Origin of the sequence: Streptomyces spiramyceticus (genome assembly GCF_028807635.1) — a bacterium.
In the GTDB taxonomy this organism is placed as follows: Bacteria; Actinomycetota; Actinomycetes; order Streptomycetales; family Streptomycetaceae; genus Streptomyces; species Streptomyces spiramyceticus.
Genome location: NZ_JARBAX010000001.1, coordinates 3,293,726 through 3,317,596, shown reverse-complemented (window position 1 = coordinate 3,317,596; position 23,871 = coordinate 3,293,726). Strand labels below are relative to the sequence as shown.

Here is a 23,871-nt window from a genome sequence, read left to right as displayed (position 1 = left end):
GACGGGGCGACAATTCCTCACTCACCCGCGGTTGCCGGTCAACCGGGGCCACATCGGACGGGAATAAAAACCGGTAATCCGATCGATGGCAAATGGGTGACGGAATTTTGGATCCCGTGACCGAGCCGGAGGAAATGTCGTTGCCAACTGGGAGAGGGCAGCGATCATGAATTGAGAGAGGGGCTGTCGGCTCCGGCGTGAAGTCCACGTGACAGCCCAGGATTGCCCCTGTTAGGGCGCAATACGAATATCAGCTGGGCGCACGCAAGACTGCACTGAATACAACGGATTTCCCTGCAAGGTATTGAAGGGCCGAGGGTTCCATGCGAAAGCTTCACAAGGCCGCGCTCGTCGTAGCAGCGGCCGGCGGTCTGTCCGCCATCGGCGTCGGCGTCAGCCATGCCGACTCTCCCGGGTACAGCGGTGCTCCGGCGCCTGCTCCCTATTATCCGGCGCCCCAGGCCGCAGCCCCAGTGCCTGCTCCCCAGTACCCAGCGCCCCAGGCCGCAGCCCCGGCACCTGCTCCCTATTATCCGGCGCCCCAGGCCGCAGCCCCCGCACCTGCTCCCCAGTACCCGGCGCCCCAGCCGAGTGGTCCGCAGGCCACGGCAGCGTCCGGTTCGGCGGGCGCCGCACAGGTCGCCCATCCGCAGTCCTACCCCCAGCCGGTGCAGCCGGCCGCTCCCCCGGCGCCCGCCCCGCAGCCGGCCGCTCCCCCGGCGCCCGCCCCGCAGCCGGCCGCTCCCCCGGCGCCCGCCCCGCAGCAGAGCGGTTACGCCTCCGCCTCGGCCTCGTCGGGGGGCTTCGCGCAGGCCTCCAACTCGCCACACGCCCCACAGCACTCCGCCCCGCAGCAGCCCGCCCCCCAACCGCCGGCGCAGGTCATGCCGCAGGTCACCCCGCAGACGTCGCCGCAGGTCATGCCGCAGGTCGCCCCGCAGGTCGCCGCACCTCAGGTCTTCAACCCGGAGCCCGCGCCGCGTGTCGCCCCTCAGGTGAACCCGCAGGTGAACCCTCAGGTGAACCCGCTCGTCAACCCGCTGATCACGCCGGCCGGCCCGCCGCAGGTACCGGGGCTCGGCCTCGGACAGGTCGCGTCGCCTCCCGTGGGCCAACTCGGTCTGCCCCGACTCGGCTGATGGCCTCCCCGCAGTTGTCCACCGTCCCAACTCGATCTGCTGCAGATCACGTCCGCTCGATCAACGGAGAAAAAATGCGCAAGCTTCAGAAGGCCGTCATCGTGGGCGCCGTCCTCGGCGGTGTCGGATCCTTCGGCGCCGGCACCGCCCTCGCACACGGCGAGCGGGGGCACGACGGTTTCGACGTCAGGCAGGGCATCGAGTGTCGTTCGCACGACATGAACATCGACGTGCTCGGCAGCATCGGCGCCGTCAACGGCCTGCTGGGCGGCGCGCTCAACGGCGAGGGCCACCCGGGTGCACAGCCCAACCACCTCGGTTCGGACATGGGCTGCAACAGTCAGGCGTTCTGAGCAGCCGCGCTACACGCTGCTCCCCCAAGTCCCTCCCGTCTTCATGTTCTTCGCGGTCCTGCAAGAGGGCCGCTGACCTCTCGGGCCCGGCATGACTGCTCCCCCTGGCGATCGGATGGCCGGGGGTGGTGTCACCGGGCCCGAGAGGTTCCGTGGACACGTGATGAGAGGTCCGACCGGTGCCGCCGTCAAGAACGACTCAGCCAGGGCGTTGTCGTAGCCGACGGCCATCTCGTTGGCATCGGTGAGGAGTTCGGCGCGCATGTGGTCGGCAATCGACCAGCCCACGATCCGGCGCGAGCAGATGTCGATGACCGTGGCCAGAGACAGCCACGTCGGTCCGACGGCTATGTACGTGATGTCGCCGCACACTTGGTGTTGAGCGCCGACGCGGTGGAGTCCCTGTTCATCAGGACCGGCGCGGGCGCCGCCCTCTTGTCTGAGCAGCATCACCTGACCCTAGGGGCCGAGGTGCCTGGCCGAGAGCCCCTTGCCGGGAACGGGGTACGGTCCCCCTAGGACTCGTCTGCGGGCACCTCTCCCAGCCGCCCCGCCTTGAAGTCGTCAAAAGCCTGGACCAGTTCGGCGTGGCTGTTCATCACGAACGGCCCGTAGTGCGCCATCGGCTCGCGGATCGGCTGCCCGCCCAGGATGACCACCTCCAGGGCCGGGGTGTTGGAGTCCTGCCGCTCGTCCGCGCGGACGGTCAGCGAGGAGCCGGCACCGAAGACGGCCGTCTGACCGGTGTGCACGGGCCGGCGCTCCGCACCGACACTGCCGCGCCCGGCCAGCACGTACGCGAGACCATTGAAGTCCTCGCGCCAGGGCAGGGTGACCTCGGCCCCGGGGGCCAGCGTGGCGTGGATCATCGTGATCGGGGTGTGGGTGATGCCGGGGCCCTCGTGGCCGTCCAGCTCACCGGCGATGACCCGGAGCAGCGCTCCGCCGTCGGGGGAGGTGAGCAGCTGGACCTGGCCGCCACGGATGTCCTGGTAGCGGGGGTCCATCATCTTGTCGCTGGCGGGAAGGTTCACCCACAGCTGGAGGCCGTGGAAGAGCCCGCCGGACGTGACCAGCGCCTCCGGCGGCGCCTCGATGTGGAGGATGCCGGACCCGGCGGTCATCCACTGGGTGTCGCCGTTCTGGATGGTGCCGCCGCCACCGTTGCTGTCCTGGTGGACGAAGGTGCCGTCGATCAGGTACGTGACCGTCTCGAAGCCGCGGTGGGGGTGCCAGGGGGTGCCCTTGAGTTCTCTCAGTTGGGGGCGTAGGGTCGCCGACATGACACAAGGGGTTGTGACCGGGGTGGACACGTACGCGGGTGCTTACGACCGTCAGTCGCGCGAGCGCGAAAATTCGAGCGCAGCAAGCCCAGCGACACAGCGTAGCGCCAACGAAGACAAGGCGGCCGACCTTCAGCGCGAAGTCGAGCGCGACGGGGGCCGGTTCAGGTTCGTCGGGCATTTCAGCGAAGCGCCGGGCACGTCGGCGTTCGGGACGGCGGAGCGCCCGGAGTTCGAACGCATCCTGAACGAATGCCGCGCCGGGCGGCTCAACATGATCATTGTCTATGACGTGTCGCGCTTCTCGCGCCTGAAGGTCATGGACGCGATTCCGATTGTCTCGGAATTGCTCGCCCTGGGCGTGACGATTGTTTCCACTCAGGAAGGCGTCTTCCGGCAGGGAAACGTCATGGACCTGATTCACCTGATTATGCGGCTCGACGCGTCGCACAAAGAATCTTCGCTGAAGTCGGCGAAGATTCTCGACACGAAGAACCTTCAGCGCGAATTGGGCGGGTACGTCGGCGGGAAGGCGCCTTACGGCTTCGAGCTTGTTTCGGAGACGAAGGAGATCACGCGCAACGGCCGAATGGTCAATGTCGTCATCAACAAGCTTGCGCACTCGACCACTCCCCTTACCGGACCCTTCGAGTTCGAGCCCGACGTAATCCGGTGGTGGTGGCGTGAGATCAAGACGCACAAACACCTTCCCTTCAAGCCGGGCAGTCAAGCCGCCATTCACCCGGGCAGCATCACGGGGCTTTGTAAGCGCATGGACGCTGACGCCGTGCCGACCCGGGGCGAGACGATTGGGAAGAAGACCGCTTCAAGCGCCTGGGACCCGGCAACCGTTATGCGAATCCTTCGGGACCCGCGTATTGCGGGCTTCGCCGCTGAGGTGATCTACAAGAAGAAGCCGGACGGCACGCCGACCACGAAGATTGAGGGTTACCGCATTCAGCGCGACCCGATCACGCTCCGGCCGGTCGAGCTTGATTGCGGACCGATCATCGAGCCCGCTGAGTGGTATGAGCTTCAGGCGTGGTTGGACGGCAGGGGGCGCGGCAAGGGGCTTTCCCGGGGGCAAGCCATTCTGTCCGCCATGGACAAGCTGTACTGCGAGTGTGGCGCCGTCATGACTTCGAAGCGCGGGGAAGAATCGATCAAGGACTCTTACCGCTGCCGTCGCCGGAAGGTGGTCGACCCGTCCGCACCTGGGCAGCACGAAGGCACGTGCAACGTCAGCATGGCGGCACTCGACAAGTTCGTTGCGGAACGCATCTTCAACAAGATCAGGCACGCCGAAGGCGACGAAGAGACGTTGGCGCTTCTGTGGGAAGCCGCCCGACGCTTCGGCAAGCTCACTGAGGCGCCTGAGAAGAGCGGCGAACGGGCGAACCTTGTTGCGGAGCGCGCCGACGCCCTGAACGCCCTTGAAGAGCTGTACGAAGACCGCGCGGCAGGCGCGTACGACGGACCCGTTGGCAGGAAGCACTTCCGGAAGCAACAGGCAGCGCTGACGCTCCGGCAGCAAGGGGCGGAAGAGCGGCTTGCCGAACTTGAAGCCGCCGAAGCCCCGAAGCTTCCCCTTGACCAATGGTTCCCCGAAGACGCCGACGCTGACCCGACCGGCCCTAAGTCGTGGTGGGGGCGCGCGTCAGTAGACGACAAGCGCGTGTTCGTCGGGCTCTTCGTAGACAAGATCGTTGTCACGAAGTCGACTACGGGCAGGGGGCAGGGAACGCCCATCGAGAAGCGCGCTTCGATCACGTGGGCGAAGCCGCCGACCGACGACGACGAAGACGACGCCCAGGACGGCACGGAAGACGTAGCGGCGTAGCGAGACACCCGGGAAGCCTGATCTACGTCTGTCGAGAAGTTTCTGATCGAAAAGTTCGACAGCGTCTCCGACCTGATGCAGCTCTCGGAGGGCGAAGAATCTCGTGCTTTCAGCTTCGATGTAGGAGGGCGTGGATATGTCCTGCGGGTAAATAGCTGCGCCGATGGTTTCTACAAAGATCGTTATGTTTATCGGCACTTTGCATCGGCCGCGCTCCCGATTCCGGAAGTGCTTGACATTGGGGAATTTATGCGGTGTGAAATACCGCACAGATGCGTAAGGAGAAAATACCGCATCAGGCGCCATTCGCCATTCAGGCTGCGCAACTGTTGGGAAGGGCGATCGGTGCGGGCCTCTTCGCTATTACGCCAGCTGGCGAAAGGGGGATGTGCTGCAAGGCGATTAAGTTGGGTAACGCCAGGGTTTTCCCAGTCACGACGTTGTAAAACGACGGCCAGTGCCAAGCTTGGGCTGCAGGTCGACTCTAGAGCTGAGTTGGCTGCTGCCACCGCTGAGCAATAACTAGCATAACCCCTTGGGGCCTCTAAACGGGTCTTGAGGGGTTTTTTGCTGAAAGGAGGAACTATATCCGCGGCCGCCTGGGCAGTGCCGTAGAAGCCCTGGAAAGGTCAGGGGGAGTTTTCGCGTGGTGCCGTATACCCGCCGCGGTGTCCGGCAGGCGGCAGGTCCCTCGGATGCGCCCGCCGACCGCAAACTCTCCCTTGGCAGGTAGGCCATTTGGGTTCGTGTCCGTCAAGGGGGCGTCGGCCCACACAGCCGTGGCGATGGTGCGTCCCGCGGGGTGTTCCGGGGGCTGTGCGGACGCGGCCGGCGCGACGTGTTTCTGATGGCATGTCACCTTCTGGGGGTGATCGGCGGTGAGGTGATCACGTCGCGTTGTGGAGCGATCTCGTGGAGTGGTCGGTCGTGGTGCCCCGGCACCACTCGTGGGGCGCTCGTGGTGGGTTTCCCCTCACGTTTCGGAGCGGTGGGAGCGGTCCGCGCCGAGGGTGCGTCGGTGGGGGAGCGAAGCGGAATGAGTGTGCCCGGTGTACCTGGGGCGGTCGGGGTGAATTCGCGATGCTGGTCCGAGTCCACTCGCAGGAATGACGAGCGGCCGCGCGCGATGATATCTGAGTTGAAGAGGTGACGTCATGAACAAAGGTGTAATGCGACCGGGCCATGTGCAGCTGCGTGTACTGGACATGAGCAAGGCCCTGGAACACTACGTCGAGTTGCTGGGCCTGATCGAGATGGACCGTGACGACCAGGGCCGTGTCTATCTGAAGGCTTGGACCGAAGTGGATAAGTTTTCCCTGGTGCTACGCGAGGCTGACGAGCCGGGCATGGATTTTATGGGTTTCAAGGTTGTGGATGAGGATGCTCTCCGGCAACTGGAGCGGGATCTGATGGCATATGGCTGTGCCGTTGAGCAGCTACCCGCAGGTGAACTGAACAGTTGTGGCCGGCGCGTGCGCTTCCAGGCCCCCTCCGGGCATCACTTCGAGTTGTATGCAGACAAGGAATATACTGGAAAGTGGGGTTTGAATGACGTCAATCCCGAGGCATGGCCGCGCGATCTGAAAGGTATGGCGGCTGTGCGTTTCGACCACGCCCTCATGTATGGCGACGAATTGCCGGCGACCTATGACCTGTTCACCAAGGTGCTCGGTTTCTATCTGGCCGAACAGGTGCTGGACGAAAATGGCACGCGCGTCGCCCAGTTTCTCAGTCTGTCGACCAAGGCCCACGACGTGGCCTTCATTCACCATCCGGAAAAAGGCCGCCTCCATCATGTGTCCTTCCACCTCGAAACCTGGGAAGACTTGCTTCGCGCCGCCGACCTGATCTCCATGACCGACACATCTATCGATATCGGCCCAACCCGCCACGGCCTCACTCACGGCAAGACCATCTACTTCTTCGACCCGTCCGGTAACCGCAACGAAGTGTTCTGCGGGGGAGATTACAACTACCCGGACCACAAACCGGTGACCTGGACCACCGACCAGCTGGGCAAGGCGATCTTTTACCACGACCGCATTCTCAACGAACGATTCATGACCGTGCTGACCTGAGAATTCTAAGTAGCTGACAAGAGACAGGATGAGGATCGTTTCGCATGATTGAACAAGATGGATTGCACGCAGGTTCTCCGGCCGCTTGGGTGGAGAGGCTATTCGGCTATGACTGGGCACAACAGACAATCGGCTGCTCTGATGCCGCCGTGTTCCGGCTGTCAGCGCAGGGGCGCCCGGTTCTTTTTGTCAAGACCGACCTGTCCGGTGCCCTGAATGAACTGCAAGACGAGGCAGCGCGGCTATCGTGGCTGGCCACGACGGGCGTTCCTTGCGCAGCTGTGCTCGACGTTGTCACTGAAGCGGGAAGGGACTGGCTGCTATTGGGCGAAGTGCCGGGGCAGGATCTCCTGTCATCTCACCTTGCTCCTGCCGAGAAAGTATCCATCATGGCTGATGCAATGCGGCGGCTGCATACGCTTGATCCGGCTACCTGCCCATTCGACCACCAAGCGAAACATCGCATCGAGCGAGCACGTACTCGGATGGAAGCCGGTCTTGTCGATCAGGATGATCTGGACGAAGAGCATCAGGGGCTCGCGCCAGCCGAACTGTTCGCCAGGCTCAAGGCGCACATACCCGACGGCGAGGATCTCGTCGTGACCCATGGCGATGCCTGCTTGCCGAATATCATGGTGGAAAATGGCCGCTTTTCTGGATTCATCGACTGTGGCCGGCTGGGTGTGGCGGACCGCTATCAGGACATAGCGTTGGCTACCCGTGATATTGCTGAAGAGCTTGGCGGCGAATGGGCTGACCGCTTCCTCGTGCTTTACGGTATCGCCGCTCCCGATTCGCAGCGCATCGCCTTCTATCGCCTTCTTGACGAGTTCTTCTGAGCGGGACTCTGGGGTTCGGGGGTACCGAGCTCGAATTCGTAATCATGTCATAGCTGTTTCCTGTGTGAAATTGTTATCCGCTCACAATTCCACACAACATACGAGCCGGAAGCATAAAGTGTAAAGCCTGGGGTGCCTAATGAGTGAGCTAACTCACATTAATTGCGTTGCGCTCACTGCCCGCTTTCCAGTCGGGAAACCTGTCGTGCCAGCTGCATTAATGAATCGGCCAACGCGCGGGGAGAGGCGGTTTGCGTATTGGGCGCTCTTCCGCTTCCTCGCTCACTGACTCGCTGCGCTCGGTCGTTCGGCTGCGGCGAGCGGTATCAGCTCACTCAAAGGCGGTAATACGGTTATCCACAGAATCAGGGGATAACGCAGGAAAGAACATGTGAGCAAAAGGCCAGCAAAAGGCCAGGAACCGTAAAAAGGCCGCGTTGCTGGCGTTTTTCCATAGGCTCCGCCCCCCTGACGAGCATCACAAAAATCGACGCTCAAGTCAGAGGTGGCGAAACCCGACAGGACTATAAAGATACCAGGCGTTTCCCCCTGGAAGCTCCCTCGTGCGCTCTCCTGTTCCGACCCTGCCGCTTACCGGATACCTGTCCGCCTTTCTCCCTTCGGGAAGCGTGGCGCTTTCTCATAGCTCACGCTGTAGGTATCTCAGTTCGGTGTAGGTCGTTCGCTCCAAGCTGGGCTGTGTGCACGAACCCCCCGTTCAGCCCGACCGCTGCGCCTTATCCGGTAACTATCGTCTTGAGTCCAACCCGGTAAGACACGACTTATCGCCACTGGCAGCAGCCACTGGTAACAGGATTAGCAGAGCGAGGTATGTAGGCGGTGCTACAGAGTTCTTGAAGTGGTGGCCTAACTACGGCTACACTAGAAGAACAGTATTTGGTATCTGCGCTCTGCTGAAGCCAGTTACCTTCGGAAAAAGAGTTGGTAGCTCTTGATCCGGCAAACAAACCACCGCTGGTAGCGGTGGTTTTTTTGTTTGCAAGCAGCAGATTACGCGCAGAAAAAAAGGATCTCAAGAAGATCCTTTGATCTTTTCTACGGGGTCTGACGCTCAGTGGAACGAAAACTCACGTTAAGGGATTTTGGTCATGAGATTATCAAAAAGGATCTTCACCTAGATCCTTTTGGTTCATGTGCAGCTCCATCAGCAAAAGGGGATGATAAGTTTATCACCACCGACTATTTGCAACAGTGCCGTTGATCGTGCTATGATCGACTGATGTCATCAGCGGTGGAGTGCAATGTCGTGCAATACGAATGGCGAAAAGCCGAGCTCATCGGTCAGCTTCTCAACCTTGGGGTTACCCCCGGCGGTGTGCTGCTGGTCCACAGCTCCTTCCGTAGCGTCCGGCCCCTCGAAGATGGGCCACTTGGACTGATCGAGGCCCTGCGTGCTGCGCTGGGTCCGGGAGGGACGCTCGTCATGCCCTCGTGGTCAGGTCTGGACGACGAGCCGTTCGATCCTGCCACGTCGCCCGTTACACCGGACCTTGGAGTTGTCTCTGACACATTCTGGCGCCTGCCAAATGTAAAGCGCAGCGCCCATCCATTTGCCTTTGCGGCAGCGGGGCCACAGGCAGAGCAGATCATCTCTGATCCATTGCCCCTGCCACCTCACTCGCCTGCAAGCCCGGTCGCCCGTGTCCATGAACTCGATGGGCAGGTACTTCTCCTCGGCGTGGGACACGATGCCAACACGACGCTGCATCTTGCCGAGTTGATGGCAAAGGTTCCCTATGGGGTGCCGAGACACTGCACCATTCTTCAGGATGGCAAGTTGGTACGCGTCGATTATCTCGAGAATGACCACTGCTGTGAGCGCTTTGCCTTGGCGGACAGGTGGCTCAAGGAGAAGAGCCTTCAGAAGGAAGGTCCAGTCGGTCATGCCTTTGCTCGGTTGATCCGCTCCCGCGACATTGTGGCGACAGCCCTGGGTCAACTGGGCCGAGATCCGTTGATCTTCCTGCATCCGCCAGAGGCGGGATGCGAAGAATGCGATGCCGCTCGCCAGTCGATTGGCTGAGCTCATGAGCGGAGAACGAGATGACGTTGGAGGGGCAAGGTCGCGCTGATTGCTGGGGCAACACGTGGAGCGGATCGGGGATTGTCTTTCTTCAGCTCGCTGATGATATGCTGACGCTCAATGCCGTTTGGCCTCCGACTAACGAAAATCCCGCATTTGGACGGCTGATCCGATTGGCACGGCGGACGGCGAATGGCGGAGCAGACGCTCGTCCGGGGGCAATGAGATATGAAAAAGCCTGAACTCACCGCGACGTATCGGGCCCTGGCCAGCTAGCTAGAGTCGACCTGCAGGTCCCCGGGGATCGGTCTTGCCTTGCTCGTCGGTGATGTACTTCACCAGCTCCGCGAAGTCGCTCTTCTTGATGGAGCGCATGGGGACGTGCTTGGCAATCACGCGCACCCCCCGGCCGTTTTAGCGGCTAAAAAAGTCATGGCTCTGCCCTCGGGCGGACCACGCCCATCATGACCTTGCCAAGCTCGTCCTGCTTCTCTTCGATCTTCGCCAGCAGGGCGAGGATCGTGGCATCACCGAACCGCGCCGTGCGCGGGTCGTCGGTGAGCCAGAGTTTCAGCAGGCCGCCCAGGCGGCCCAGGTCGCCATTGATGCGGGCCAGCTCGCGGACGTGCTCATAGTCCACGACGCCCGTGATTTTGTAGCCCTGGCCGACGGCCAGCAGGTAGGCCGACAGGCTCATGCCGGCCGCCGCCGCCTTTTCCTCAATCGCTCTTCGTTCGTCTGGAAGGCAGTACACCTTGATAGGTGGGCTGCCCTTCCTGGTTGGCTTGGTTTCATCAGCCATCCGCTTGCCCTCATCTGTTACGCCGGCGGTAGCCGGCCAGCCTCGCAGAGCAGGATTCCCGTTGAGCACCGCCAGGTGCGAATAAGGGACAGTGAAGAAGGAACACCCGCTCGCGGGTGGGCCTACTTCACCTATCCTGCCCGGCTGACGCCGTTGGATACACCAAGGAAAGTCTACACGAACCCTTTGGCAAAATCCTGTATATCGTGCGAAAAAGGATGGATATACCGAAAAAATCGCTATAATGACCCCGAAGCAGGGTTATGCAGCGGAAAAGATCCGTCGACCTGCAGGCATGCAAGCTCTAGCGATTCCAGACGTCCCGAAGGCGTGGCGCGGCTTCCCCGTGCCGGAGCAATCGCCCTGGGTGGGTTACACGACGCCCCTCTATGGCCCGTACTGACGGACACACCGAAGCCCCGGCGGCAACCCTCAGCGGATGCCCCGGGGCTTCACGTTTTCCCAGGTCAGAAGCGGTTTTCGGGAGTAGTGCCCCAACTGGGGTAACCTTTGGGCTCCCCGGGGGCGTACTCCACCTCACCCATCTGGTCCATCATGATGAACGGGTCGAGGTACTGGTAGTTGATGCCGGCGAAGGCACGGCGTACCGGGAAGCCCTCCCCTTCGAGACCGCCCGGCGCGGTCGTGACAGCCAGCACGGGACGCGCCACGGCGTCACCGGGTGCGGCGACCCTGGGAAGGGTCAGCGGGTTCTCGACGGTCACTGCGGGCACGACAGCCTCCTCGGGTTGTTCATCATTCAACTTAGTTGAAGGGTGAACTTCCTGCAAGGCGGGCGATATTCCCCGATTGGTCCGAGCGGCTTCCGTCAGCCGCCTGCGAAGCAGTGGCGGCTAGCCATACATCCGGCGCATCGCGAAGTCGACCATCTGCTCCACCGCTTTCGCGTCGAAGACCATCCGGTGCTCGCCCTCCATGTCGAGGACGAAGCCGTACCCGGTGGGCAGCAGGTCGATCACCTCGGCGCCGGTGATCACGAAGTACTTGGACTCCTTGCCCGCGTACCTGCGCAGTTCCTTCAGCGAGGTGAACATCGGGATGACCGGCTGCTGGGTGTTGTGCAGCGCGAGGAATCCGGGGTTGTCGCCGCGCGGGCAGTAGACCTTCGACGTGGCGAAGATCTGCTGGAAGTCCTCGGCGGACAGCGACCCGGTGGTGAAGGCGCGCACCGCGTCGGCGAGCGAGGGCGGCGACGGCTCGGGGTAGAGCGGCTGCTCCCCGTAGCCGCCCTGGGGCGGGGGCTGCGGCGGGGCGTACTGCTGCTGGGCGCCCTGATTCTGCTCGTACCCGTACATGGCCAACAGCGTACTGAGTACGACCCCCCTCGTGGGCCGCCCACCCGATCACCGGCGTCCTGGATCGCGGGAGGGGCTGGGACGCCGATTGACCGGGACCCCGGGCAGGGCCGCCGGTCAGCCCTGGAGCCGGCCCACGACGCGCGGGGCCGCGAACGTCGAGTTGTCGATCACCAGGTCCATCCTCGGGAGAGGATCGACCTCCCGCAGGTAGAGGCGCTCCGCCACCAGATAGCGGTCCCGGTGGATCGACTCCGCGTCGGAGCCCGCCCAGTTCTGATCCCGTTCCGCGCCCCGCAGGACGGACAGTTCCGCATCCACCCACAGCCAGACGCGGAAGTCCCAGTACGCGTCGATCTCCGGCCGGAAGGCGAAGACGCCGTCGACGATCAGGACGGAGTCGTGCGCGAGAGGGGTCGCCTCGGACGAGTGGTCCCGCTGCGTCAGCGGGTCGATGCCGCACAGCGCACAGCTCGCGGCCTCCGGCGACCGGCAGGGGTCCAGCAGCAGGCGCCTGACCGCCTCGTAGTCGTACGCGTTGCGGTAGTAGCCCTCGCCCGACTCGCGGTCGTACAGGTGGCGGTCCTTCCACGGCTTCTTGAAGTCGTCGAGTGTGGCCCGCAGCACCGGCCGCCCCTCGGCGCTGATCCGCTCGGCCAGCTCGTGCCCGAAGCTGGTCTTCCCGGCGGCGGTGAAGCCGTCGATGCCGACCATGAGCCGGCCGCCGCCCAGGGCCAGGATGCGTTTCACGGTGTCGTCGACCAGCGCGTCCCGCTCGGGGGAGGCCGCCGGCGGGTGCGGCTGGTGCCAGGTGGAAGCCGAATGCCGTACGCCTGCACGCTCTGTACCCACTGCGTTCACCCGTCCCCTCGACAGCCGCCGGAGCATTGCACGCGTCACAGATCGCCCGATAGGGGTTGCTCTTATTACCGGCGGGTAGCATCATCTTAGCTACTTGCTAGTAGTAGATGTACGAGGAACCTGCCTCCCGATCCTTAACGGAGCCGTTGCCATGGGTCACTACAAGTCGAACCTCCGCGACATCGAGTTCAACCTCTTCGAGGTCCTCGGCCGCGACAAGCTGTACGGCACCGGCCCGTTCGCGGAGATGGACGTCGAGACCGCCAAGAGCATCCTCGACGAGCTCAACCGCCTCGCGGAGAACGACCTCGCCGCCTCCTTCACCGACATCGACCGCAACCCGCCGGTCTTCGACCCGGAGACCAACACCGCGCCGATCCCGGCCACGTTCAAGAAGAGCTACCAGGCCTTCATGGACTCCGAGTACTGGCGCCTGGGCATCCCCGAGGGCATCGGCGGCACCACCGCCCCCGCGACGCTGATCTGGTCGTACGCCGAGCTCATCCTCGGGTCGAACCCGGCCGTCTGGATGTACTCCTCGGGCCCGGCCTTCGCCGGTGTCCTCTTCAACGAGGGCAACGAGGCGCAGAAGAAGATCGCGCAGATAGCGGTCGACAAGCAGTGGGGCTCCACCATGGTGCTCACCGAGCCGGACGCCGGCTCGGACGTGGGCGCGGGCCGTGCGAAGGCCATCCAGCAGGAGGACGGCTCCTGGCACATCGAGGGCGTGAAGCGCTTCATCACGTCCGGCGAGCACGACATGTCGGAGAACATCCTTCACTACGTGCTGGCGCGGCCGGAGGGTGCGGGACCCGGCACCAAGGGCCTGTCTCTCTTCCTCGTCCCGAAGTACGAGTTCGACTGGGAGACCGGCGAGCTGGGCGCGCGCAACGGCGCCTACGCCACGAACGTCGAGCACAAGATGGGCCTCAAGGCCTCCAACACGTGCGAGATGACCTTCGGCGACCAGCACCCCGCCAAGGGCTGGCTGATCGGTGACAAGCACGACGGCATCCGCCAGATGTTCCGCATCATCGAGTTCGCCCGCATGATGGTCGGCACGAAGGCCATCGCGACGCTCTCGACGGGTTACCTGAACGCCCTTGAGTACGCCAAGGAGCGCGTCCAGGGCCCCGACCTGGCGAACTTCATGGACAAGACCGCGCCCAAGGTCACCATCACGCACCACCCCGACGTACGCCGCTCCCTGATGACGCAGAAGTCGTACGCCGAGGGCATGCGCGCCCTCGTGCTGTACACCGCGTCCGTCCAGGACGAGATCGCCGTCAAGGAGGCCGCGGGCGAGGACGTCAAGGCGCTGCACGCCATGAACGACCTGCTGCTGCCGATCGTCAAGGGCTACGGCTCCGAGAAGTCGTACGAGCAGCTGGCGCAGTCGCTCCAGACGTTCGGCGGCTCCGGGTACCTCCAGGAGTACCCGATCGAGCAGTACATCCGCGACGCGAAGATCGACACCCTCTACGAGGGCACCACCGCCATCCAGGGCCAGGACTACTTCTTCCGCAAGATCGTCCGCAACCAGGGCGCGGCGCTGAACTCGCTGGCAGAGGACATCAAGAAGTTCCTCGCGGTCGGCACCGGCGGCGAGGAGCTGGCCGAGGCCCGCGACACGCTCGCCAAGGCGGCCGTGGACCTGGAGGCGATCGTCGGCGCGATGCTGACCGACCTCGCGGCCACCGAGAAGGACGTCAAGTCGATCTACAAGGTCGGCCTGAACACCACCCGCCTGCTGATGGCCTCCGGTGACGTCGTCGTCGCGTACCTGCTGCTCAAGGGCGCGGCCGTGGCGGCCGAGAAGCTGCCGAACGCCTCCGCGAAGGACGTCCCCTTCTACACGGGCAAGATCGCGGCCGCGAAGTTCTTCGCCGCGAACGTGCTGCCGGGTGTGGGCGTCCAGCGTGCGCTGGCCGAGTCGGTCGACCAGTCCCTGATGGAGCTGGACGAGGCTGCCTTCTAGGCGGTCCGACCCACTTTCCACCTCTGGAAAACCCTCTGGCGACGGGCCGGGCACTTGGTGCCCGGCCCGTTGTCAGTGCACCGTGCGACTCTGTTGGCATGAGTTCCATGGAACCCCGCAGGGGGGGCTACTCCGTCCCGGCCGGCCGGCCGTACGCGCTCAATGAGCTGCGCGGAAAGCTCGGCTCGCTGGGCGACCGGATCGGCGACCTGTACGACGGCTCCCACCCGCTGGAGTACGAACCGGTCGCCGACTCGCTGTACGTCGCCTTCAAGACGGCCGCCGACCTCGCCCCCGTCAAGAGCTACACCGGCTGCCCCCTGCACCCCAACGGCGCCATCGACCCCGAGGCCCCGACGGGCTGGGGCCGCTGTCTCCTGTGCAACGACCGCCGCCGCCGTGGCGAGCGCAGCGTGCCCGCGCCGGCCGAGCAGCGGCGCCTGGGCTATCCCGTGCCGGACCCGCCGTACACGCTGGATGTGCTCAAGGGTTACCTCCAGGGAGTCAACGACCGCGCGTTCTCCGTCACCGTCTCCTCCCCCGCCGAGGAGTTCGTGGAGCTCGCAGACACCCTGCACCGCGCCTTCATCGTGGCCCGCGAGCTGTCCCGTCCGCGCAACGCGTCGGGCTGCGCCGACCACCCCGGCTCGCCCATCGACCCGACCGCTCCGCCCGGCGAGGGCTGCCTGTTCTGTGTGGGCAGGCGCCGTCAGCAGCAGCGTCCGCCGGGCGCCCCGCAGATGCTTCCGCAGGTGCGCAGGGGCGAGCGCCGGACGATACAGCGGCGCTTCGAACGGCCGCCCGGGCTGTAATGCCCGCATCCGGTCTGACCTCCGCAACCATGAGGCGCTCCGTACAAGCGCGTCGTTAGGGTGAACCCCATGAGCGCACCCCCCCGCTTCGACCGCGGCCACACCGACGACCTGATGTCCTTCCTGGCGGCCAGCCCGTCGCCGTATCACGCGGTGGCGAACGCCGCCGAGCGGCTGGAGAAGGCCGGCTTCCGGCAGGTCGCGGAGACCGACACCTGGGACGGCACAGCAGGCGGCAAGTTCGTGCTGCGCGGCGGTGCGATCGTCGCCTGGTACGTGCCGGAGGGTGCCGGGGCGCACACCCCGTTCCGGATCGTCGGCGCGCACACCGACTCACCGCATCTGCATGTGAAGCCGCTGCCCGACATGGGCGCGGAGGGCTGGCGCCAGATCGCCATCGAGATCTACGGCGGGACACTGCTCAACACCTGGCTCGACCGGGACCTGGGCATCGCCGGGCGGCTGACGCTGCGCGACGGCTCGTACCGGCTGGTCAACATCGACCGGGCGCTGCTGCGCGTGCCGCAGCTTGCCGTGCACCTGGACCGGTCGGTGAACACCGACGGCCTCAAGCTCGACCGGCAGCGCCACATGCAGCCCATCTGGGGCCTCGGCGACGTCAACGAAGGGGACCTGATCCGGTTCCTGGAGGAGGAAGAGGGCCTGGCGGAGGGCGAGGTCGCCGGCTGGGACCTGATGGCCCACAGCATCGAGCGCCCGTCCTACCTGGGCCGTGACCGCGAACTGCTGGCCGGGCCGCGCATGGACAACCTGCTGTCCGTGCACGCGGGCGTGGCGGCGCTGGCGGCCGTCAGCGCGGCGGACGATGCCTCCCTCCCGTACATCCCGGTGCTCGCCGCCTTCGACCACGAGGAGAACGGCTCGCAGTCGGACACGGGCGCCGACGGGCCGCTGCTCGGCACCGTCCTGGAGCGCTCGGTGTTCGCGCGCGGCGGCAGTTACGAGGACAGGGCGCGCGCCTTCGCCGGGACCATCTGCCTGTCCTCCGACACCGGGCACGCCGTCCACCCCAACTACACGGAGCGCCACGACCCGACGCATCAGCCGCGCGCCAACGGCGGCCCGATCCTCAAGGTCAACGTCAACATGCGGTACGCGACGGACGGCAGCGGGCAGGCCGTGTTCGCGGCAGCGTGCGAGAAGGCGGACGTACCGTGGCAGAACTTCGTGTCGAACAACTCGATGCCGTGCGGCACGACGATCGGGCCGATCACCTCGGCAAGGCACGGCATCCAGACCGTCGACATCGGCGTCGCGATCCTCTCCATGCACAGTGCGCGTGAGCTGTGCGGGGCGGACGACCCTCACATGCTGGCGAACGCGATGAAGGCGTTCCTGGAGAGCTGAGCGGGTCGGCCGAACCGCCAACTGCGCCTTGAAGCATGGCTGTTCCGGGTCCGGGTACTCGCGTACCTACCAGCCCGGAACAGCCAATACTCCGGAGGCGAGATCCATGGGCATGGGCGGCTGCATCGTCCTCGTCGCAGTGGGGGCGATCCTCACATTCGCCACCGACTGGGAGATGGAAAGCGTCAACCTCGACCTGGTCGGTCTCATCATGATGCTCGTCGGCATCATCGGCATCGCGGTGTACACGAGCGTCCTCAAGCGGCGCCGCACCACACATCTGCCACCTGCCGACGCGCCGCTGGTCGAAGAGCGCTACCGGCACTACGACTGATCGTCCATACCGGCAAGTACCAGACCCAGCCGGGCCGTTCCCTCCGCAGTGACGCGGACGGGGACGCCCCAGTCCTGCTGGTGCACATGGCAGGCCGGGTATTCGTTCGCCGGGTCGTCGTCGCAGGACGCCGCCATGGCCGAGACATGCAGGACGCCCTCGGTCACGCCGTCGGCCAGCACCAGGTCCCGGCTCAGGTCGGTCCCCGCGCCCTCACCCGAAACCAGCAGCTCCGGCGGGGTCGACGACACCAGCAGCCTGGTGGACGGCCCGTACCTGAGGTCCAGCTTCTGCCCGGCCGGCGCCTGGAAGATGACGTCCAGCCGAAGCTCCCCGGGGGCCACGTCGGTCGCCGCCCGCTGGGTGCGGTGGGCGCGGGCCTCCACCCGTACCGCTTCGTCCGGCAGTCGCAGCCGGGTCAGCCGGTGGCGGCCGGATTCGACGACGACGATGTCCTCGCCGACGAGTACGGCGCCGCTGGGCTCCCTCAAGTCCGTTGCCAGGGTGGTCACTTCGTCCGTGGCCGGATCGAATCGCCGCAGCGCGTGGTTGTACGTGTCGCTCACGGCCACCGACCCGTCCGGCAGCGCGGTCACACCGAGCGGGTGCTGAAGCAGCGCCTGCCCGGCGGCTCCGTCCCGGTGCCCGAAGTCGAAGAGACCGGTCCCGACGGCGGTGTGCACCACCATCTCCTTGTCGACGTACCGCAGCGCACTCGTCTCGGAGTCGGCCACCCACAGCCGGTCGCCGTCCGCCGCGAGCCCCGAGGGCTGGGCGAACCACGCCTCGGCCGCAAGGCCGTCCACCAGCCCCTCGTTGGTCGTCCCGGCGGCGACCTCGACGGTGCCGCTCTCCGGGTCGTACGTCCACAGCTGGTGCACGCCGGCCATCGCGATCCACACCTTGCCCTGCCACCAGGCGACGTCCCACGGCGAGGAGAGCGACACCTCGCGGGCCGGTCCGGCGGTCGGCTCGCCCTGCCACCACTGCTTTCCCGTGCCGGCGACGGTCTCGATCGCGCCGGTGGCCGGGTCGAAGGTACGGAGCTGGTGGTTGACGGTGTCGGCGACGACGACCCTGCCGTCGGGGAGCAGCGCGAGCCCCTGCGGCTCCTTGAGGACACCGGGGCCGCCGATGCGCCGTACGACTGTCTCGCCGTCCGGGTCCAGCTCGACCAGCTCGTGCCGCGTCGAGTCCGAGACCAGGAAGTTCCCGCTGCCGGGCAGCACCACCGCCTTGCCGGGGAAGCGCAGATCGGTGGCGACCGGCTCGGGCGCGACATACGGCCCGTCACCGCGCCGCAGTGTGCCCTTGGCTTCGTGCGCCGCCTCCAGCTCCTCGACGAGCTTCTCGATGGCGTGCGCGTGCCCCTCGCCCGCGTGCTGGGCGACGACGTAACCCTCGGGGTCGATCACGACGAGCGTGGGCCAGGCCCGTACGGCGTACTGCTTCCAGGTGGCGAGCTCCGGGTCGTCGAGGACCGGGTGGTGCACCTCATAGCGCTCGACGGCGTCGACGACGGCCTGGTGCTCGGCCTCGTGCACGAACTTCGGGGAGTGGACGCCGATGATCACCACGGTGTCGCGGTGCTTCTCCTCCAGCTCGCGGAGCTCGTCGAGGACATGCAGGCAGTTGATGCAGCAGAAGGTCCAGAAATCCAGGATCACGATGCGCCCTCGCAGGTCAGCGAGGGTGTAGTCGGTGCCACCTGTATTCAGCCAGCCGCCCTTGCCGACGAGCTCGGGGCCGCGGACACGGGCATGACGCTGAGCGGGGGACGCATCGTTCATGGACCCAGGGTGCCACCCCTGTTCATGGCAGGGCTCCACCAGGGCGCGTCCGGCGGCCGTCGTCAAGGCAGGCGCAGGCGGCGGTCCTTCAGGGCCGGGAACTGTTCCCGCGTCTCCGTCACCTTCGCCGGGTCGAGTTCGACCGTCAGGACTTCCTCCGCCGCGCCCGCCTCGGCGAGCACCTCGCCCCACGGGTCCACGACGATGCTGTGCCCCGCCTGCTCCACGCCGGCGTGCGTGCCCGCGGTGCCGCAGGCCAGGACGTACGCCTGGTTCTCGACGGCGCGGGCCTGCGCCAGCAGCGTCCAGTGGGCGCGGCGGCGGGCGGGCCAGCCGGCCGGGATCACGAAGGCTTCCGCCCCGGCGTCGACGAGGCCGCGGAAGAGCTCCGGGAAGCGCAGGTCGTAGCACGTGCCGAGGCCGAAGGTCAGGCCCGCGGCCCTGACCGTGACCAGGTCCTCGCCCGCGCTCATCATCACGGCCTCGCCCTTGTCGAAGCCGAAGCGGTGGATCTTGCGGTACGTGCGGACGAGGTCGCCGGAGGGGGAGAAGACCAGGGAGGTGTTGTAGAGGGGGCCGTCCGGGTCCAGGTCGTCACGCTCGACGATCGACCCCGCGTGCAGCCACACCCCCGCGTCGCTCGCCGCCTTCGACATCGCGTCGTACGTCGGGCCCTCGACGGGCTCGGCCTCGTCCGCGAAGGACTCGTAGGCGAAAGCCCCGACGGGCCAGAGCTCGGGGAGGATCACCAGATCGGCGCCGACGTCGCGCTGGTCGCGTACGAGTGAAGCCACGCGTTGGCGGCGGGAATTGACCGGTTCGTCCGGGTCTACTGCGATCTGGATGAGGGAGGCGCGCACACTACCACCGTCCTGGCATTCGAGTCGTCAACACGGGCCTACGATCGTCACACCAAAGCACTGCCAGGGTGCCACGGGGCAGCGTAACTTAGCGTGCGAACCTCCCACGCAGCCCAGTAGTAAGCCCGCGCAGCCAAGCCAAAGCCAGCCAAGCCCAGCTCCAGCTCCACCGCCACTGAACCGCACGAGGGGTCCCGTGACCGTCCATCCCAGCCTCCAGACCTACGCCGACGCCTGGACCCACTCCATCGAAGCCATATCCGAGCTGGTGACGCCGCTCGTCGAAGGCGAGTGGAACCGCCGTACGCCCTGCCCCGGCTGGTCGGTGCGCGACATCGTCTCGCACATCATCGGCATGGAGTGCGAGATGCTCGGCGACCCGCGGCCGATCCACACGCTGCCGCGCGATCTCTACCACGTGACCTCGGAGTTCGCCCGGTACATGGAGATGCAGGTCGACGTACGGCGCCACCACACGGCGCCGGAGATGACCTCCGAGCTCGAATACACGATCATCCGCCGCGCACGTCAGCTCCGTAACGAGAACCGCGCCCCCGACACCATGGTCCGCGCCCCGCTCGGCGCCGAGCAGACCCTGGAACTGGCACTGCGCATGCGGGCGTTCGACACCTGGGTGCACGAGCAGGACCTGCGAGCCACCTTCGGCGTGCCCGGCAACCTGGACTCCCCCGGCGCGCACGTCGCCCGCGACGTTCTCGTCCAGGGCCTGCCGAAGGTCGTCGCGAAGAACGCGGGCGCACCGGTCAACTCCGCTGTCGTCTTCGACGTTCACGGCCCGCTCGAATTCATGCGTACGGTCCGGGTGGACGGGGAAGGCCGCGGCACCGTCGACGGCACGCCCTCGCTGGGCCCGCTGGCGACGGTCGCCCTGGACTGGGAGACGTATCTGCGCCTGGCCTGCGGGCGGGTGCGCTACGAGACGGTCGCCGACCGCGTCAAGGTCGAGGGCGACCGCGACCTGGCGGACGCGATCCTGCGCAACTTCGCCGTCACGCCCTAGTAGTTCGCATCACGCCGTGGTAATTCAGCGCCGTCAGGCGGGGACGTGCACCGCCTCGACGCGGCTGGCGACCAGGTGGTCCCGCTCGCGGCGGGCCGTCCGCGTGCGCAGACGCAGGATCTGTACGACGCCGAGCGTCTCCAGCACGAAGACGGAGGCGAACGCGATCCGGTAGTTGTCGCCGGTGGCGTCGAGCAGGACGCCCACCGCGAGCAGCGTCGTCATCGAGGCGGTGAAGCCGCCCATGTTGACGATCCCGGACGCCGTGCCCTGGCGCTCCGGCGGGTTCGCGGGGCGGGCGAAGTCGAAGCCGATCATGGACGCCGGGCCACAGGCCCCGAGCACGGCGCACAGCGTGATCAGCAGCCACATCGGGGCGTGGTCGCCCGGGTACGCGATGGTCGTCGCCCACAGCAGGGCGGTCGCGCCGACCGTGCCGAGGGCGAGCGGCGCGCGGGCCGCGCCGTGGCGGGCGACGACCTGCCCGAAGACCAGGCCCAGCGCCATGTTCGACACGACGACCAGGGTCAGCAGCTCCCCCGCGGTCCCGCGCGACAGCCCCTGCGCCTCCACCAGGAACGGCATCCCCCACAGCAGCAGGAACACCATCGCCGGGAACTGCGTCGTGAAGTGGACCCACATACCCAGCCGCGTCCCGGGCTCGCGCCACGAGGCGGCGATCTGCTTGCGGACATACGACGTGCCGGCGTGCTCGGCGGGCGCGGGCTCGTGCCCTTCGGGGTGGTCCTTGAGGAAGAGCAGGAGCAGTACGAGGACCAGGACTCCGGCGGCCGCGCTGCCGCCGAAGGTCGCTGTCCAGCCGACGCCGTGCAGCAGCCGCGCGATCACCAGCGTCGAGACGAGGTTGCCCGCCATCCCGCACAACGCCGCGACCTGCGCGATCAGCGGGCCGCGCCGGGCGGGGAACCACCGGGCGCCGAGCCGCAGTACGGCGATGAAGGTCATCGCGTCGCCGCAGCCGAGAAGGGCGCGGGCGGCGAGAGCCATGCCGTACGAGGGGGAGAAGGCGAAGCCGAGCTGCCCGAGCGTGAACAGCACGACGCCCAGGGTCAGGACCTTCTTCGTGCCCCAGCGGTCGACCATGAGGCCGACGGGTATCTGCATCCCGGCGTACACGAGGAGCTGGAGGATCGAGAACGTCGACAGTGCGGACGCGTTGACGTCGAACCGGTCGGCGGCGTCGAGGCCCGCCACACCCAGGCTCGTACGGAAGATGACGGCGACGAAGTAGACGGCGACACCGATGCCCCAGACGGCGGCGGCCCGGCGGCCGCCCGGTGGATCGCCGGGCAGGGAGGCGGCGGGCGCGGCGGGATCCCTCACCGCTCCTCACCCCTGACCAGCACCTTGACCCGGCTGACGTGGCGGCGTACGCACTGCGCGGCGGCTTCCACGTCGCCCGCCCTGATGGCGTCGAGCATCTCGGCGTGCTCGGTGATGTTCTTGGCGATGCGGTCGGGGTGTGCCTCCATGATGGTCACGCCCATGCGCAGCTGGCGGTCGCGGAGCTGGTCGTACAGCCGGGAGAGGATCTGGTTGCCGGCGTTCCGGACGATCTCGGCGTGGAAGCACCGGTCGGTGACGGCGACTTCGGCGAGGTCGCCTTCCTCCGCGCGCTGTTTCTGCTCCTCCAGGAGCTCTTCGAGGCGGGCGATCAGGGCGGGGGCTGCAGGTACGGCGCGGCGTACCGCGAACTCCTCGACCAGCAGCCGGGTCTCGACGACGTCGGCGATCTCCTGCGCGGAGACGGCGAGGACGAGGGCGCCCTTCTTCGGGTAGAGCTTGATGAGCCCCTCGACCTCCAGCCGCAGCAGCGCTTCGCGCACGGGAGTCCTGGACACGCCGACGGCCTCGGCGAGGTCGCCCTCGGTGAGGAGGGTGCCGCCTTCGTAACGCCGGTCGAGGACGGCCTTCTTGATGTGCGCGTAGACGCGCTCGGCGGCGGCGGGGATCTTCACGGGGGCGGCGGAGGCGGTGGGCGCGGCAGGCATGCGCACAGCATAGATACAACAGAGGTGCAACAGAAAGCGGCGTCCGCATCGCGAAACGGCGCACTTGTGCAGGGCGCGCAGATACGTACAACCCTTTCGCGTACTCATGAGTCTGGTATCGGGGCGCCCTTTCCTGGGTGGCCCCCTTTCAACGCATTCGCGAACTCGGAGCGTTTCCTTGATAACCAGCCTCTCGGGCGTGCGCAGAGCCACCGCGGTCCTCGTCACCACCGGCGCACTGCTGACCGTCTCGCCCCTGGCCGCGCCTGCGCAGGCGGCCACCGCGCCGTCCGTCACCGCCAAGGGCGCGTTCATGCTCAACAACGCGACCGGTGCCACGGTCTACAGCAAGGGCGCGGACACCAAGCGCCAGATGGCCAGCACGACGAAGATCATGACGGCCGCCGTGGTCCTCAGCACGAGCGGCGTCGACCTCAACCGCAAGGTGACGGTCAAGCAGGCCTACCGCGACTACGTCACCGCGCAGGGCGCGAGCACCGCCGACCTGAAGACCGGCGACAAGGTGACAGTCCGTCAGCTGCTGTACGGGACGATGCTGCCGTCCGGCTGCGACGCGGCGTACGCCCTGGCCGACGCCTTCGGCACCGGCACCACCGTCTCGGCACGCAAGACGTCCTTCATCTCCAAGATGAACGCGAAGGCCAAGTCCCTCGGCCTGACGAACACCAAGTTCGACTCCTTCGACGGCATCTCGACGACGGGCAACAACTACACGACCCCGCGCGACCTGGCGAAGATCGCCCGCTACGCGATGAAGAACAGCAACTTCCGCGCCGTCGTCAAGGCGACGTCGTACAAGAGCACCGCGACGACCAGCACCGGCGGCACCCGCACGTACACCTGGTACAACACCAACAAGCTGCTGGGCTCCTACAGCGGCGCCATCGGCATCAAGACCGGCACCGGCACGTCGGCCGGCCCCTGCCTGGTCTTCGCCGCCACCCGCGGTACGAAGACCCTCGTCGGTGTCGTCCTGAACAGCACCACGGTCACCGACCGCTACAACGACGCCGGCAAGATGCTGAACTACGGCTTCGGCACCAGCACCACGACGACCATGAAGCTGCGCACCCTGCCCTCGGGCGCACAGCAGGACTGATCACAGGACTGATGACGTAAT

The 23,871-nt window shown here is 66.1% G+C and carries 19 protein-coding genes and 4 pseudogenes; 13 read left to right on the top strand and 10 right to left on the bottom strand.

The annotated features are described in order from the left end of the window. Nucleotides 1-323 precede the first annotated feature (323 nt). On the top strand, nucleotides 324-1,139 hold the full coding sequence (locus PXH83_RS14960; protein WP_274560707.1) for a hypothetical protein: 816 nt from the start codon (nucleotides 324-326) through the stop codon (nucleotides 1,137-1,139). Between the two features lie 74 nt (nucleotides 1,140-1,213). Further along, nucleotides 1,214-1,492 (top strand): hypothetical protein, encoded by a 279-nt coding sequence (locus PXH83_RS14955; protein ID WP_274560706.1) that lies wholly within the window; start codon nucleotides 1,214-1,216, stop codon nucleotides 1,490-1,492. Nucleotides 1,493-1,714: 222 nt separating this feature from the next. Here PXH83_RS14955 and PXH83_RS14950 read toward each other — a convergent pair. Together PXH83_RS14950 and PXH83_RS14945 are read right to left on the bottom strand one after the other, a co-directional pair. Further along, a pseudogene (locus PXH83_RS14950) lies at nucleotides 1,715-1,905 on the bottom strand (DDE-type integrase/transposase/recombinase); the annotation flags it as partial. 102 nt (nucleotides 1,906-2,007) lie between these two features. After that, nucleotides 2,008-2,745, bottom strand: a pseudogene (locus PXH83_RS14945) (pirin family protein); the annotation flags it as partial. 28 nt (nucleotides 2,746-2,773) lie between these two features. Here PXH83_RS14945 and PXH83_RS14940 point away from each other — a divergent pair. The 5 genes and pseudogenes from PXH83_RS14940 (at nucleotide 2,774) to aac(3)-IVa (ending at nucleotide 9,576) form a co-directional block, all read left to right on the top strand. After that, nucleotides 2,774-4,615 (top strand): recombinase family protein, encoded by a 1,842-nt coding sequence (locus tag PXH83_RS14940; protein WP_107426086.1) that lies wholly within the window; start codon nucleotides 2,774-2,776, stop codon nucleotides 4,613-4,615. A 42-nt stretch (nucleotides 4,616-4,657) separates the two neighbouring features. Then, nucleotides 4,658-4,864 (top strand): annotated as a pseudogene (locus PXH83_RS14935) (hypothetical protein); the annotation flags it as partial. A 905-nt stretch (nucleotides 4,865-5,769) separates the two neighbouring features. Further along, complete coding sequence (locus PXH83_RS14930) at nucleotides 5,770-6,693, top strand: catechol 2,3-dioxygenase (RefSeq protein WP_011005909.1); 924 nt, start codon at nucleotides 5,770-5,772, stop codon at nucleotides 6,691-6,693. A 44-nt stretch (nucleotides 6,694-6,737) separates the two neighbouring features. Next, on the top strand, nucleotides 6,738-7,532 hold the full coding sequence (locus tag PXH83_RS14925; protein ID WP_274560690.1) for an APH(3')-II family aminoglycoside O-phosphotransferase: 795 nt from the start codon (nucleotides 6,738-6,740) through the stop codon (nucleotides 7,530-7,532). Nucleotides 7,533-8,799: 1,267 nt separating this feature from the next. Beyond that, on the top strand, nucleotides 8,800-9,576 hold the full coding sequence (gene aac(3)-IVa / locus PXH83_RS14915; RefSeq protein ID WP_001199192.1) for an aminoglycoside N-acetyltransferase AAC(3)-IVa: 777 nt from the start codon (nucleotides 8,800-8,802) through the stop codon (nucleotides 9,574-9,576). A 430-nt stretch (nucleotides 9,577-10,006) separates the two neighbouring features. Here the strand turns inward: aac(3)-IVa and traJ are convergent, their stop codons facing one another. The 4 genes and pseudogenes from traJ to PXH83_RS14895 form a co-directional block, all read right to left on the bottom strand. Further along, nucleotides 10,007-10,378 carry a conjugal transfer transcriptional regulator TraJ gene (gene traJ, locus PXH83_RS14910; RefSeq protein ID WP_008832110.1) on the bottom strand — a complete coding sequence of 124 codons (372 nt, stop codon included), beginning with the start codon at nucleotides 10,376-10,378 and terminating at the stop codon, nucleotides 10,007-10,009. A 500-nt stretch (nucleotides 10,379-10,878) separates the two neighbouring features. Continuing rightward, nucleotides 10,879-11,112: pseudogene (locus tag PXH83_RS14905) on the bottom strand (cupin domain-containing protein); the annotation flags it as partial. Between the two features lie 120 nt (nucleotides 11,113-11,232). Continuing rightward, the gene (locus PXH83_RS14900; RefSeq protein ID WP_214920623.1) at nucleotides 11,233-11,694 is read right to left on the bottom strand and encodes an SseB family protein; all 462 of its coding nucleotides are present in this window, start codon (nucleotides 11,692-11,694) and stop codon (nucleotides 11,233-11,235) included. Between the two features lie 117 nt (nucleotides 11,695-11,811). Further along, nucleotides 11,812-12,546, bottom strand: a complete 735-nt coding sequence (locus PXH83_RS14895) for a nucleoside/nucleotide kinase family protein (RefSeq protein WP_274560683.1) — start codon at nucleotides 12,544-12,546, stop codon at nucleotides 11,812-11,814. 160 nt (nucleotides 12,547-12,706) lie between these two features. Here PXH83_RS14895 and PXH83_RS14890 point away from each other — a divergent pair, with 160 nt between their 5' ends. The 4 genes from PXH83_RS14890 (at nucleotide 12,707) to PXH83_RS14875 (ending at nucleotide 17,047) form a co-directional block, all read left to right on the top strand. After that, the gene (locus PXH83_RS14890; RefSeq protein WP_274560681.1) at nucleotides 12,707-14,533 is read left to right on the top strand and encodes an acyl-CoA dehydrogenase; all 1,827 of its coding nucleotides are present in this window, start codon (nucleotides 12,707-12,709) and stop codon (nucleotides 14,531-14,533) included. 98 nt (nucleotides 14,534-14,631) lie between these two features. Then, nucleotides 14,632-15,345 carry a hypothetical protein gene (locus PXH83_RS14885; protein ID WP_274560679.1) on the top strand — a complete coding sequence of 238 codons (714 nt, stop codon included), beginning with the start codon at nucleotides 14,632-14,634 and terminating at the stop codon, nucleotides 15,343-15,345. A gap of 69 nt (nucleotides 15,346-15,414) precedes the next feature. Then, nucleotides 15,415-16,713 carry a M18 family aminopeptidase gene (locus PXH83_RS14880; protein ID WP_274560676.1) on the top strand — a complete coding sequence of 433 codons (1,299 nt, stop codon included), beginning with the start codon at nucleotides 15,415-15,417 and terminating at the stop codon, nucleotides 16,711-16,713. Nucleotides 16,714-16,819: 106 nt separating this feature from the next. Beyond that, nucleotides 16,820-17,047: a DUF6458 family protein gene (locus PXH83_RS14875; RefSeq protein ID WP_214920628.1), complete on the top strand. Its 228-nt coding sequence runs from the start codon at nucleotides 16,820-16,822 to the stop codon at nucleotides 17,045-17,047. Here the strand turns inward: PXH83_RS14875 and PXH83_RS14870 are convergent. Together PXH83_RS14870 and PXH83_RS14865 are read right to left on the bottom strand one after the other, a co-directional pair. Next, nucleotides 17,038-18,837 carry an NHL domain-containing thioredoxin family protein gene (locus PXH83_RS14870; protein WP_274560671.1) on the bottom strand — a complete coding sequence of 600 codons (1,800 nt, stop codon included), beginning with the start codon at nucleotides 18,835-18,837 and terminating at the stop codon, nucleotides 17,038-17,040. The genes PXH83_RS14875 and PXH83_RS14870 overlap by 10 nt on opposite strands. 62 nt (nucleotides 18,838-18,899) lie before the next feature. Continuing rightward, nucleotides 18,900-19,697 (bottom strand): carbon-nitrogen family hydrolase, encoded by a 798-nt coding sequence (locus PXH83_RS14865; RefSeq protein ID WP_214920630.1) that lies wholly within the window; start codon nucleotides 19,695-19,697, stop codon nucleotides 18,900-18,902. 196 nt (nucleotides 19,698-19,893) lie between these two features. Here PXH83_RS14865 and PXH83_RS14860 point away from each other — a divergent pair, with 196 nt between their 5' ends. After that, a complete protein-coding gene (locus PXH83_RS14860) occupies nucleotides 19,894-20,718 on the top strand; it encodes a maleylpyruvate isomerase family mycothiol-dependent enzyme (protein WP_274560668.1) in 825 nt (274 codons plus the stop codon). A gap of 33 nt (nucleotides 20,719-20,751) precedes the next feature. Here the strand turns inward: PXH83_RS14860 and PXH83_RS14855 are convergent, their stop codons facing one another. Both PXH83_RS14855 and PXH83_RS14850 read right to left on the bottom strand, forming a co-directional pair. Continuing rightward, nucleotides 20,752-22,062, bottom strand: coding sequence for an MFS transporter (locus PXH83_RS14855; RefSeq protein WP_274560665.1), 1,311 nt, complete (start codon nucleotides 22,060-22,062; stop codon nucleotides 20,752-20,754). Then, nucleotides 22,059-22,730, bottom strand: coding sequence for a GntR family transcriptional regulator (locus tag PXH83_RS14850; RefSeq protein WP_274560663.1), 672 nt, complete (start codon nucleotides 22,728-22,730; stop codon nucleotides 22,059-22,061). Before PXH83_RS14850 ends, PXH83_RS14855 begins: the two co-directional genes overlap by 4 nt. Before the next feature lie 199 nt (nucleotides 22,731-22,929). Between PXH83_RS14850 and PXH83_RS14845 the strand changes: the two genes are divergently transcribed. Beyond that, entirely contained in the window at nucleotides 22,930-23,850 is a 921-nt protein-coding gene (locus PXH83_RS14845) for a D-alanyl-D-alanine carboxypeptidase family protein (protein WP_420803170.1), read from the top strand. Nucleotides 23,851-23,871 lie beyond the last annotated feature (21 nt).